This is a genomic window from Sphingobium sp. (genome assembly GCF_035511395.1).
Taxonomy (GTDB): domain Bacteria; phylum Pseudomonadota; class Alphaproteobacteria; order Sphingomonadales; family Sphingomonadaceae; genus Sphingobium.
The window spans coordinates 1-12,338 of the sequence record NZ_DATKFP010000192.1; the positions used below are offsets into that span (position 1 = coordinate 1).

The window sequence follows — 12,338 nt, forward strand, 5'->3', positions numbered from 1 at the left end:
CCGATATTGGCGCTGGCCGGTGCCTTGCCGTTGAAGGCACCAGTGATCGGGTTGGTGCAGAGCATGTGCGTGCCCTTGCGGGGCTGGCCGGTATAGCCGGTCTTGCGCTCGAAGCTTTCGACCACGGCGGAAGGGTCGGCCGGTTCGGCATAGCTTTGCCAGCTGACGATGCAGTGCGCCTGATCCTGCCGTGCGCAGGCTGGGAGGCCGAGGGCGGGGAGGTCCGCCTCCACCGACACCGGCCAGCCCACGGCGTAGACGGCGGCGATGCGGTCGGCAACCGGCTTGCCGGCCACCTGTTCGCGCAGCAGCTGGAGCAGGTGGCGCGACCCCTGGCTATGGCCGGCCAGGATCAGCGGCCCCTTCGGATTGGCCTTCACGAAGGCTGCGAAGGCCTGGGCCACGTCGCGATAGGCGGCGGCAAGCGCCTGGTCGCCGGTCGGCTTGTCGGTCAGGAAGGCGCCGTAATTGGCCTGGCGATAGCGCGGCACCCACACGGTGCCGGCGGCGTTGAAAGCGCTGGCCTGGCTCATCACGAAGCGGCGGGCCGTGGCGTCCGTTTCCTTGTCGTCCAGCCGTGCGTTCCAGTGGGCGTCACCGAATGTGGTGATGTAGCTGGTCGGATGGATGAAGAAGATGGCGGCCTTTCCGGGCTTTGCCGGCGCCACGCCGGCGGGCGTCCAGAGCGCCGGATTATTTTTCTCTATGTCGGGACGGGCGATCCACATGGTCGCATCGACATAGGCGTCGGCAGGGAGAGGCTGAAGCTGGGTGAAGGATTCGCGCGGCACCATCACCATGCGGATCAACTGCATGCCCCAGACCCGGTAGACCAGCAGCGCGGCGATCACCAGCACCACCAAGGTCGCGATGACATAGAGAAATTTGCGCGCCACCCACACTCTCCGACTTTAACCGTGCTTTGTCTGACGGATGGAACGCAAGCGCGCAAGGGGTGCTAAAGCCGCTTGAAGCCAGCGGGCGCGGGTGGTAGCGGCGGCCCATGTCGATAGACCTTCAGACCGTGAAAAAGATCGCCAGCCTTTCGCGCATTTCGGTGACGGATGCGGAAGCGGAAGCCATGGTACCCGAACTCAACAACATCCTTGGCTGGGTGGAGCAATTGGGCGAGGTGGACGTGTCCGGCGTTCAGCCGATGACCGCCGTCATCCCCAATCATCAACGCCTGCGCGATGACGTCATCACGGATGGCGACGTGCGCGCCAAGGTGCTGGCCAATGCGCCGCAGGCCGAACATGGCTTCTTCGCGGTGCCCAAGGTGATCGAATAATGACCGAACTTACCAATCTGACGGTTGCGGAAATTCGCGACGGTTTCCGTGGCGGCGACTTTTCGGCGCGTGAAGTGGCGCAGGCGTTCAACGCGAATGTCGCGGCGGCCAAGGCTTTGAACGCCTTCATCGTGGAAACGCCGGAAAAGGCGCTGGCAGCGGCCGATGCCGCCGACAAGGCGAAGGCGGCGGGCGAAACGCTGGGCGCGCTGGCTGGCGTGCCGATCGGCATGAAGGATCTGTTCTGCACCGAGGGTGTGCAGACGACCGCCGCATCGCACATGCTGGAAGGCTTCGTGCCGACCTATGAATCGACTGTGTCGGGCAAGCTGTGGGCGGCCGGTGCGGGGATGCTGGGCAAGCTGAACCTCGACCAGTTCGCCATGGGGTCTTCGAACGAGACGAGCTATTATGGCAATGTGATCTCGCCCTGGCGGCGTAATGACGGCGGTAATGCCGCGCTGGCGCCGGGTGGGTCTTCGGGTGGCTCTTCGTCCGCCATTTCCGCGCGGCTTTGCCCGGCGGCGACCGGCACCGACACCGGCGGTTCGATCCGCCAGCCTGCCGCCTTCACGGGCATCAGCGGCATCAAGCCGACCTATGGTCGCTGTTCGCGCTGGGGTATCGTGGCCTTCGCCTCGTCGCTGGATCAGGCCGGGCCGATGGCGCGGACGGTGCGCGACAATGCAATCCTGCTGGAAACCATGTCGGGCTTCGATCCCAAGGATTCGACAAGCCTCGATCTGGCCGTGCCGCAGTGGGAAGCCAATTTGTCGAGCGATCTCAAGGGCAAGAAGGTCGGTATTCCCAAGGAATATCGCCCCGATGGCCTGAACGCCGAAATCTCCGCCATGTGGGATCGCGGCATCGAGTGGCTGAAGGACGCGGGTGCCGAGGTGGTGGAAGTGTCGCTGCCGCATACCAAATATGCGCTGCCGACTTATTATATCATCGCGCCGGCCGAGGCGTCGTCCAACCTCGCCCGCTATGATGGCGTACGCTATGGTCAGCGCGACTTGCCCGATGGGGCGGGCTTGCAGGACATGTATGCCGCGACCCGCGCCGCCGGCTTCGGGCCGGAAGTGAAGCGCCGCATCATGATCGGCACCTATGTGCTGTCGGCGGGCTTCTATGACGCCTATTACACCCAGGCGCAGAAGGTTCGGGCGCTGATCGCGCGCGATTTCGAACTGGCCTTCGAAAAGTGCGACCTGCTGCTGACGCCGACCGCGCCGAGCGCCTCGTTTGCGCTGGGCGAGAAGCAGGCCGATCCGCTGGCCATGTATCTGAACGACGTCTTCACCGTGCCGGCTTCGCTGGCGGGGCTGCCGGCGATGGCGGTGCCGGGCGGGCTGGATTCGGCCGGGCTGCCGATCGGCCTCCAGATCATCGGCAAGGCGCTGGACGAACAGACCGTGCTTAACGCGAGCCTTGCGATCGAGGAGCGTTCGGGCTTCACGGCGCGGCCGGACAAGTGGTGGTAAGATGAGTAGCGCGGATAGTGACAATCGGGTTGAAGAGAATGAACTGCAATGGTTCGTTTCCAGCACGTTGACCGCCATTATGCAGGGCATATCTGATGTTCAGCAGGATGCGCGTATCCGATCGGCGCATGGCTCCGGAGAGTTTGCGTTTACCGCTCCTGAAAACGTTACGTTCGACGTGGCCGTTACCGCAAAGCATACTGGCACGGCGCGTGGCGGCATGAAGATCCAAGTGTTCTCGATTGGTGCAAATGCGGGAGGTGATGTTTCGACGGAAGCATCGACTGTGAGCCGTATTCAGTTCACCATCCCGACCAAATATAAGAGTGATCGTCGATGACTGAATCAACCTATCGCATCCAGGGCGCAACCGGCGAGTGGGAGGTCGTGATCGGCCTGGAAGTCCATGCGCAGGTGACGTCGAACGCAAAGCTGTTTTCCGGCGCCGCGACGGCGTTCGGCGCGGAGCCGAACACGCAGGTCAGCCTGGTCGATGCGGCCATGCCCGGCATGTTGCCAGTGCCCAACCGCGAGTGCATCCGGCAGGCGGTGCGCACCGGCATGGCGATCGACGCGCAGATCAACAAATGGTCGCGGTTCGACCGGAAAAATTATTTCTACGCGGATCTGCCTCAGGGCTATCAGATCAGCCAGCTCTACCACCCGATCGTGGGCGAGGGCGCGATCGATATCGTGCTGGATGAGAAGAACCCGCAGGCCAGCACCAAGCGGATCGGCGTCGAGCGCATCCATGTCGAGCAGGATGCGGGCAAGCTGATGCATGACCAGCATCCGACCAGTTCCTATGTCGACCTCAACCGGTCGGGCGTGGCACTGATGGAAATCGTGTCGAAGCCGGACATGCGTTCGCCTGTCGAAGCAGGGGCTTATCTGTCGAAGCTGCGGACGATTCTGCGCTATGTCGGATCGTGCGACGGCAATATGGATCAGGGGTCGATGCGCGCCGACGTGAACGTGTCGGTGCGTCGTCCGGGCGAAGAATTCGGCACGCGCACCGAGACGAAGAACGTCAATTCGGTCCGCTTCGTGATGGCCGTGGTCGAGCATGAAGCGAACCGTCAGGTCGACGTGCTGGAGGCCGGAGGCAAGATCGTGCAGGAAACGCGCCTCTACGACCCGGATCGCAACGAGACACGCTCGATGCGGTCGAAGGAAGATGCGCACGACTATCGTTACTTCCCCGATCCCGATCTGCTGCCGCTGGAACTGGACGACGCCTTTCTGGAGGCATGTCGCCAGTCGCTGCCCGAACTGCCCGACGCCAAGCGGGCGCGCTACGAGCGGGGGCTGGGCCTCAGCGCCTATAATGCCGCGACCCTGACCGCCGACGCCGATACGGCGCGCTGGTTCGAGGCACTGCTGGCCGAAGGCGCGCGCATCCAGAAGAAGAGCGAGGGCGAAGTCGCCAAGGCTTCAGCCAATTGGCTGCTGTCGGAGCTGTATGGCGCGCTGAACCGCCTTGGCAAATCGCTTGAGGAAAGCCCGGTAAGCCCAGAGGAAGGCGCCGAATTACTGGCGCTGGTGGCCGATGGCACGATCAGCGGCACGATTGCCAAGCAGGTGTTCGAGATCATGCTCGAAACCGGCGACAAACCCGGCAGGATCGTCGAGGAAAAGGGCCTGAAGCAGACCAGCGACACCGGCGCTATCGAGGCGGCGGTGGCCAAGGTGCTGGCCGACAATGGCGACAAGGTCGAACAGTATCGCGGTGGCAAGGAAGCGTTGTTCGGCTTTTTCGTCGGCCAGACGATGAAGGCGATGCAGGGCAAGGCCAATCCGCAGGTCGTCAACGAACTGGTGAAGAAGGCGCTGTCGGCCTGACCTTTCGCCAACAGGATGGCCCGTTTTGCCGAAGGCGGTGAGCGGGCCGTTCGTTCAGCAGGATATCAAGAATAAGGGGCGCCGCCGGGGGGACCGGCGACGCCCCTCTTTCATGCCCGGCGCTCCTTGGGGAGGAGCGTCATTCCGGAGCGAAACGGGCGGACCGGGAGGGTCTGTGGGGTGTGGCCCGCCTGTTCATCAATCAGACGTCACAACATGAAGTTAACCGTCGCCCTAAATGAGATGGCGACATGATTTTGTTGTTCTTCCGCGCCGAATTCGCCGCCGATGCGGAAACTGTCGGTGCCGCCATAAAGGCGGGCGCGGCCGGTCCAGCCGTCGGTGCGGTCTTCGGGGACCAGGGTGAACTGCTCGCCGCCCTCGAAATAGGCGGTGGTGGAGCCGAGCGAGCCGCCGATGATCTGACGACGGCCGCCTTCCAGTTCGAGGCGCAGCCAGCCGTCGGCCGGATTGAGCGCGCCGAAATCATAGCCCGCCGTTACCGTGCCGTTGGCGGTGGTTTCGTCGCTCGTGCGACCGAGGACTGTCAGGTTGAAGGCGTCGCCGCCGCCGTTTTCGGCATAGCCGTCTTCCTTCAGACGGTAATAGTCGATGCCAACCGCCGGACGCAGGCCGAAACGGCCCATCTGGAACTGGTAAGAAGCCCCGGCCGTGGCCGAATAGAGCTTGCCGTCCCATTTTCCATTGGCGGTGCGGGTGACGTCGCCATTCTCGAAATGGCGGGTGCCCGAGAAGTTGATCGTCGCAGCCGACAGGCGCGCGAAGGCGAGCAGCGGTCCCCATTGGCCGCGCCAGTGCGCCGCCAACTCATATTGGTCGGAATCGACCGCATTGTTGGAGCCGCCGCTGGAATCGCTGCCATGGATATAGGCGAGCGAGCCGCCGAACGCGCCCAGATCCGTCAGATATTCGACGCCGCCGCCCGCGCCCCAGCCGTTGATGTCGTAGGAAGCGGTGCTGCCCACGCTCTTGGCGCTGCCGAAGGCGACCTGTTGCAACCAGAAGCCGAGGCGGCCGTCCTTCGTGCGGTAGATGCCGTTCGGATCGGACAGGATGCGCGCGGTTGCGCGCGAACCGGCCGTCACCGCCTCGAACGTGCCACCGGCATGATCGGGCAGCATCTGGCGCAGATTGGCGTTCAGCGTCGAACCGTCGGCAATCGCAAGATAGGCGCCAGCTACGTCGTCGTCATTGTCGAGCGCGTTGAAGATGGCGGAATAGGCGCGCGCGACCGAGCCGTTGAGGCCAAGGTCGGACACGGTCTTGGCCGCGATAGACAGGGTGACGGTGCCGGCCGTGCTGTCGCTGCTGACCGAGCCCTTGAAGATATAGGGCAGGTCGGTGGTGGTCGATGCCAGCGTCGGCGATCCGGTCAGCGATCCAGCGCGAACGATGACATAGTCTCCTTCCGCTCCGCTGACCTGGGTCAGGTTGACCTTCACCTTCGAACCGCTGGCGAAACTTGCCGCTCCGGTAACGTCATAGCTGGTATGGGTGTCGTTGGCCGCGTCAATGGTCACGCCGATGGTGGACGTGCCGCTGGCGGAGAGCGACGCCAGCGACACAGCACCTGCGTTGGTGGCGTTGAGCATGCCGCCGTTCAGCACCACGGCGACGTTGCCACCATTGCTGATCGCGCCGGAAAGCGACGACGTGCCGCCGAGCGTCAGTGTCCCGGCTCCGCTGCCGAAATCCACCGCGCCGCCGATCTGGGCGGTATCCGCCAGAGTGAGCATCGAGGTGCCTGTGCCGAAAGCGATATCGCCGGTCAGGCTGGACGAACCGGACAAAGCGAGGCTGTCGTTGCCCGCGCCGAAGCTGACGTCGCCGGCAATGGCGCCTGCCGAAACCGTCATGACGTCATTGCCCGACCCCAGGCGGATGTCCCCTGCGATCGACGGCGCGGTCGCGGTCGAGGAAGCGAGCGCCTGGGTCAGTGTGACGCCGCTGCCGTTGGCACTAAGGTCGATCGCGATGTTCGATCCATCCTTGCCGCCGGTCGCCGCGATCTTGCCGGTGTTGGACAGGCTGGAGACGGTGCCCGAGGAATCGAGGATCGCAACGGCCGATCCCTTTTCGGTGCTGAGAGCCGAAGCGCTGATCGTGCCGCTGACTTTGATCGATCCGACGGTAGCGCCGGCGTCAATCACCAGGCCGCGCGCGGATGTGCCGTCCTTCGACGAACCGGTAGCGCCCACGGTGCCGCCGACTTCGATCGTGTCCGTACTCGCGCCCGAACCCAGCCGCAGTGCCGTCGCATTGCTGTCGTAGGAAACCGCTGCAACCGTGCCCTTGACCAGCACGCCCTTGGCGATCGACACATCACCGCCCAGACCGCCGATAGCGAGGCCGTTGGCATCGATGCCGTCGTAGATGCCATAGCCAGCGATGCCGCCATTGACGATCAGGCCATAGCCTGTGCTGTCCCCGGTCACGGCGCCGATCACGGTATCGGCATCGGCTGCGCCGACCTGAACGGCCGCTGCCTTGCCATAGGTGATGACTGCGGCGGTGCCTTCGCTGCTGTCGGTCAGGCCGTCATTGTCGACATCGTCGTCATCGTCGTCGAGCGTCGGGGGAATGTCGAAAATGATGCCGCCCGCAACGTTGCCGGCGATGACGACTGCCGATCCGCCCTGAAGCAGGTCATCGGCGTCCAGCTTCGACACGTCGGTGGGACGGGTGGTGGTGCGATAGCCCGTGCTGGCGATGCTGCCCTGGATCTTCACCGTGCCGCTGACATCGCCCAGAAGCGCTGCGCCGATGCTGTTTGCGCCGGCGACGGAGGTCGCTCCACGTAGGGTGACATTGCCGGTGACGTCATTGGCCAGGACGCCGTAGCTGTTGTCGCCGACCACGGTGGTCGATCCGCTGGTGGACAGGTTGCCTGTCAGCGCACCGTCGAGGCGGATACCCGCCGACTGGTTGCCTTCGATCGAGATGGTGCCGCTGTGGATGATGTCGCCGGTGTGGGCCGCGCCGGACTGGACCCAGATGGCGTTCTTGCCGCTCCCCTTGGCGAAGGGGCCGTCCACATCGCCGTCGCTGTCGCTGTCGGTGGCGGTATAGTCTTCGGTCAGCGTGATGGTGCCGCTGTTGGTGAGGACACCATTGGTACCGGGGGCGACGAGGATGCCCGTGACATTGTCCGCATCGTTGATGGTGATGGCGCCGGCATTGGTGACGGCGTGGTTGCTGTCCATGGTGACGGCCGTGCCGCTGGTCAGCTTGATCGATCCGTCCGAGGTGATGTTGATCGAATCGGCTGCGCCGCTGGCGATCGTGGAGGTGTTGACGGCGGCGGTAGTGGCGGTCGCAATCTTGGTTTCGGCGGCCGCGTCAGCCACCGTAAGGGCCGCCAGCACCGGCGCGAGGGCCGTGCAGGCCAGTAGATGTCGCATGATGTCTCCTCTGCGTGACGCGCTGGATGTTCTGTGCGCGCGTTCGCTTGGGACGACGCCGGACGGTGCATCCCGTCAGGCAGAGCGATGATTTTGTTCAGAAAGCGAAATCGACGCCGATCCGCACCGTGCGCGGGCGCAGCGGGGTGTAATAGTCGGTGCGCAGGTCGAAGGGCGTGCCGAGCGAGAAACGATTGCCGTTGCTGTCGAGCAGATTGGTGAGCGAGAGCGAATATTGCACCGGCCCGCGCCGGAGGCTGGCGGTCAGGCTGGTGTCGATATAGTCGCCTTGGGTCTGGCCCAGGATCGGGCCGACGCCGAGGCGCGATTTGCCCACATAGCGGGCCGATCCGCTCAGATGGAAATCGAGATCGTTGCCCAACGGCGCGCGATAGTCGAACGCGATGCGCCCGCCGAGATTGGCGACATTGGGGAGCGAGAGCGAGCGCCCGTCGTAGGAGAGCGCGCGCAGGAACTGGGCCGGCTGGCTGAGGCGGCTGTCATTGTAGATGAAGCTGCCGTCGAGGGTCAGGGTCGGGAGAGGGCGAACGACGATGCGGCCTTCCAACGTGTAGATGCGGCCGTCGCCGATATTGGCGGTGGTGGGCAGGCCGATCCGGTCCGTCACGTCGGCCTGAATGTCCCGCCAGTCGGTATAGGCCGCATTGGCGCTGATCGCGAACCTGTCGCGACCCGGAATGCCCTTGCGGAAGCCCAGTTCGAAGGTCGAGATTCGGTCGTTCTGGAAGCGCCGGACACGCTGGTCATCGACTGCAAGGCCGCCGGGACGGAAGCCCTGCTGGAACTTGGCATAGAGGGTGACGCCGGGAATGGCATCGGTCAGCAGCGAGGCCGAGGGTAGGAAGACCGTTTCGTTGCGGTCCGCCTGCGCTTCCGCTCGCGCGACATCGGCGAAAGAGAGGGCCGCGATGGGATCGAGCGCCTCACCCGACAGGCGGCTGTTGGTCAAGCGTCCGCCGAAAGTGGCGATGAGGCCGCGGGTCGGCTCGAACGAGGCTTCGCCGAACAGGGTTGCTTCCTTGACGCTGTTGCGCACGCCGGTCGCGGCGGCGGGCATTCCCATGCCATACATGGGGACGCCGGGAATGACCTCCGGCAGTATGGGTGCGGTGCCGTAGGAGGTCAGCGATCGATTGAGGCGCGACGTGCTTTGCAGGTAGGAGGCGCCCAATATCCAGCCCAGACCATTGTCGAGATCGCGCACCAGCCGGTTTTCGGTGGAGAAGATGTCGACATGATTGGTCTGGCGGAACAGGGCCGGCGCGCCGCCGGGCTGGGTAGCGTCATAACTTTCCGCCAGTTCGTTGCGGACATAACCTGTCGAGGAGACGAAGCGCAGGCTGTCCCATTGCCGCTCGATGCGCAGATTGCCGAGCAGATAGTCGGACTGATAGGGCTGCGCCACGGCCGAGGCGCGCTGGAGCCGGCCCACCGAGTGGGCGGCATATTGGGCGTCGTCGCCGTCGATATGTTGGTAGACGCCGGAAAGGTCGATCGTCCAGTTCTCGTCAGGCGCGAAGCGCAGCGCGGCGCGGCCGCCCCAGGTGCGCACGCGGTTGACGTCGTCCTTGTCGCGATTGGCGTCGTCGATATAGCCGCCCTCCTGCACGCCATAGCCGACGACGCGCAGCGCGAGTTTTTCCGCGACGATGGGAATGTTGAGCGTGGCCGAAAGGTCGCCACCCGGATCGCCATGCTGGGTTGCGGAAAGGCCGGCCGATGCCTGCCCGCCATATTCGCCCAGATTGGGGGTGTTGGGCATGATGCGGATGATGCCGCCCAGCGACCCCGCGCCGTACAGCGTGCCTTGCGGTCCTTCCAGCACCTCGACCCGGCCGATGTCATAGAGTTTCAGGTCGGGATCGGGCGCGGCATAGTTCAACCGCATGTCGCCCAGATACTGGCCCGTCGTCGCCTGGGTCGGGCCGGCGACGCCGGAATCCGCGATGGCGCGGATGAACAGCTTGTTGCGGCCGTTGCCCGCATGGGTCGAACTGAGGCTGGCGACCCGCGCAAGCAGCGTGGCGGTGCCGTTCGCCGCTTCGCTGCTGGTGAAGGCGCCGTTGTCCAGCGCATCGACCATGCCGGCATAGCGGAGCAAGGGGGTGTCGCGCTTGGAGGCGGTGACGATGATCTCTGCCGACGGCTGGTCGGGCGCGGGGGCGGCCTGGATCGGTGCGGGGCCGGCGGCGACGGGGCGTGGCGGCACTTTGGCGCGGACGATGCGCCATGTGGTCGCGTCGATCCGATGGGCCGTCGCGCCCGTTCCCTTGAGGAGTCGCCGGAGCGCGGCATCGACCGACAATTTTCCGTCGACACCGACAGTAGGTATGCCGGCCAGCGACTGGTCCGACATGCCGATGCTCACCCCCGTCTGACGGCCGAGCGCGATCGTCGCCTCGCCCAGCCTGCCGGGGGCGATGCGGATGGCCTGTCTGTCCGCCGCTTGCGCGGGCGTTGCGCTCGCTATGGTGAGGGCGGTGACGAGGAGAAGATCAGCTCTGCGGCCCATTCCCTTCCTTGATCGGCCCTTCCTTGATTGGCCCTTCCTTCAACAGCCATGTGTCACCCTGGCGCACAGCGGACAGGCCCATCAGCGGCGCAGCACCGGCGAAGAAGCGCGCTGCATCCCTGTCGAGGCGGATCGTGCCGGTGAAGCGGCTGGCCCCGGCCTGAGGCGTGAAATGCACCGTGATGCCTAGAGAGCGTGCGATATCCTCGCCCACCTGCGTCACCGGCGCATTGGCATAGACCAGATTGCCCTGGCGCCAGCTGGCGACGGCTTCCGGCGCGACGTCCATCACGCGCAGTCCCTGCGCATCCTCGGCAAGGCCGCGTCCGGCGGGCAGCGCGATCGCTTCGGCCTGCGGATTGTAGATCACCTTGCCTTCGGACACGCCGATGCGGGTCGCGCCGCCGGCATGCACGATGTTGAACACGGTGCCCGCATCCTCGAATATGTCGTCACCCACCGTCACGCGGAACGGGTTCGCCACGTCGTGGCGCACGGTGAAGGCGGCCTCACCGCTGTCGAGCGCGGCAAAACGCGCATCCTTGCGATCGAGGCGCAGGCTGGTGCCGCCGTTCAGCTCGATCTTCGTTCCGTCGTCGAGCGCGATGCTGCGCATCTCACCCGGTCGGGTGGTGACGGTGTAGATATCGGACCGGTTGAACATGCCGATCGAGACGGACGCCACCAATGCGGCAGCGATCGCGCCACCGCCGATCCAGCGCCACGAATGGCGCAGTGCGACATCGTTCGCCGCAACGGGCATGGCGACCGGCTCGGGCGGGATGATCGCATCCAAATCGGCATCTGCCGCCATCAGCGCGTCATAGGCGGCCGCATGAGCAGGATTGCCCTCCAGCCAGAGCGTGAAGGCGTCCCAGTCGTCAAATTGGGGGTCGCGCGTGGCAATGACCCACGCGAGCGCCTCCTGATTCATCATGGCTCCAGCCCCGTTCATATTTTGCCCCTTGCAGAGCCTGACGCCGCCGACCCGATCATTCCGTATCCATTTTCTGCTTGAGCGCCAGCATTGCGCGATACGCCTTTTGCAGATCCTTTTCGACGGTGGTCAGGCTGACGCCCAGTTCGGCGGCGATTACCTTCTGCCCGACGCCCTCGATGCGGAAGCGGCGGAACACCATCTCCACGCGCGGACCAAGGTCGCGAAGTACGGCGCGCGCCTCGTCCAGCTTCTGGTTCAGGATCATGCGGTCGTCGATCGCGATATCCTCGGTCGGATCGGCCATGACGCCGCCTGCACCTTCTGCCCAATCCTGTTCTCGCCGTTCGCGCCGGGTGGCGGACCGGTAGCGGTCGAGCATGAGGTTATTGGCCATGCGATACAGATAGGGCAGCGGATCGCTGACCGGGCCAAGATCCTTGGCCTCCAGTTTCATCCACATATCCTGCAACAGATCCTCGGCATCATCGCCCGCGCCGCGCGCGCGCAGGAAGCGCAGCAAGGCGGGACGATTTGCCATGAATATCGAAGAAAGGCCGGTGGCCATGCCTGTCTTTGTCCAATGCGTGGCGATCAGGCGGGTTGCCATAGAGGGGAGGGAGGGGTCTTGGCAATCGGCAAGCTGTTTACCTGCGCGCATCGCTGCTCTAGCGCGGGCGTGCAGCAGCAGGAGCATGGCGCGGATGATCGAGGGTCTGGACAGGACGGCGGCGCAGGCGGTGGGGATGGACGCGGACCGGCTGGAGGCGCTGGTCGATCTGCTTGACCGGACTTACGTTACGTCGGGCAAGCTGCCGCATATGCAATT

The 12,338-nt window shown here is 64.7% G+C and carries 9 protein-coding genes; 4 read left to right on the plus strand and 5 right to left on the minus strand.

The features are described from left to right. On the minus strand, window positions 1–896 hold an 896-nt coding region (locus tag VMR39_RS13135), incomplete at its 3' end, for a DUF3089 domain-containing protein (protein WP_325416451.1). A gap of 107 nt (window positions 897–1,003) precedes the next feature. On the opposite strand from VMR39_RS13135, the gene gatC reads away from it, so the two are divergent. Genes gatC through gatB form a run of 4 tightly spaced genes read left to right on the plus strand, consistent with a single transcriptional unit; the run spans window position 1,004 to window position 4,617 of the window. Then, window positions 1,004–1,291: an Asp-tRNA(Asn)/Glu-tRNA(Gln) amidotransferase subunit GatC gene (gene gatC / locus VMR39_RS13140; protein WP_325416452.1), complete on the plus strand. Its 288-nt coding sequence runs from the start codon at window positions 1,004–1,006 to the stop codon at window positions 1,289–1,291. Continuing rightward, a complete protein-coding gene (gene gatA / locus VMR39_RS13145) occupies window positions 1,291–2,775 on the plus strand; it encodes an Asp-tRNA(Asn)/Glu-tRNA(Gln) amidotransferase subunit GatA (RefSeq protein WP_325416453.1) in 1,485 nt (494 codons plus the stop codon). Before gatC ends, gatA begins: the two co-directional genes overlap by 1 nt. Before the next feature lies 1 nt (window position 2,776). Continuing rightward, window positions 2,777–3,115 carry a trypco2 family protein gene (locus tag VMR39_RS13150; protein ID WP_325416454.1) on the plus strand — a complete coding sequence of 113 codons (339 nt, stop codon included), beginning with the start codon at window positions 2,777–2,779 and terminating at the stop codon, window positions 3,113–3,115. Continuing rightward, window positions 3,112–4,617 carry an Asp-tRNA(Asn)/Glu-tRNA(Gln) amidotransferase subunit GatB gene (gene gatB, locus VMR39_RS13155; RefSeq protein WP_325416455.1) on the plus strand — a complete coding sequence of 502 codons (1,506 nt, stop codon included), beginning with the start codon at window positions 3,112–3,114 and terminating at the stop codon, window positions 4,615–4,617. The genes VMR39_RS13150 and gatB overlap by 4 nt, the downstream gene beginning before the upstream one ends. A gap of 209 nt (window positions 4,618–4,826) precedes the next feature. Here gatB and VMR39_RS13160 read toward each other — a convergent pair whose 3' ends face one another. The 4 genes from VMR39_RS13160 to VMR39_RS13175 all read right to left on the minus strand — a co-directional run bounded on the left by VMR39_RS13160 (window position 4,827) and on the right by VMR39_RS13175 (window position 12,077). Continuing rightward, entirely contained in the window at window positions 4,827–8,039 is a 3,213-nt protein-coding gene (locus VMR39_RS13160; RefSeq protein WP_325416456.1) for an autotransporter outer membrane beta-barrel domain-containing protein, read from the minus strand. 97 nt (window positions 8,040–8,136) lie between these two features. Next, window positions 8,137–10,572 carry a TonB-dependent receptor gene (locus tag VMR39_RS13165; protein WP_325416457.1) on the minus strand — a complete coding sequence of 812 codons (2,436 nt, stop codon included), beginning with the start codon at window positions 10,570–10,572 and terminating at the stop codon, window positions 8,137–8,139. Beyond that, complete coding sequence (locus tag VMR39_RS13170) at window positions 10,556–11,509, minus strand: FecR family protein (RefSeq protein ID WP_325416459.1); 954 nt, start codon at window positions 11,507–11,509, stop codon at window positions 10,556–10,558. The genes VMR39_RS13165 and VMR39_RS13170 overlap by 17 nt, the downstream gene beginning before the upstream one ends. 55 nt (window positions 11,510–11,564) lie before the next feature. Beyond that, window positions 11,565–12,077 (minus strand): RNA polymerase sigma factor, encoded by a 513-nt coding sequence (locus tag VMR39_RS13175; protein WP_325416458.1) that lies wholly within the window; start codon window positions 12,075–12,077, stop codon window positions 11,565–11,567. Window positions 12,078–12,338 lie beyond the last annotated feature (261 nt).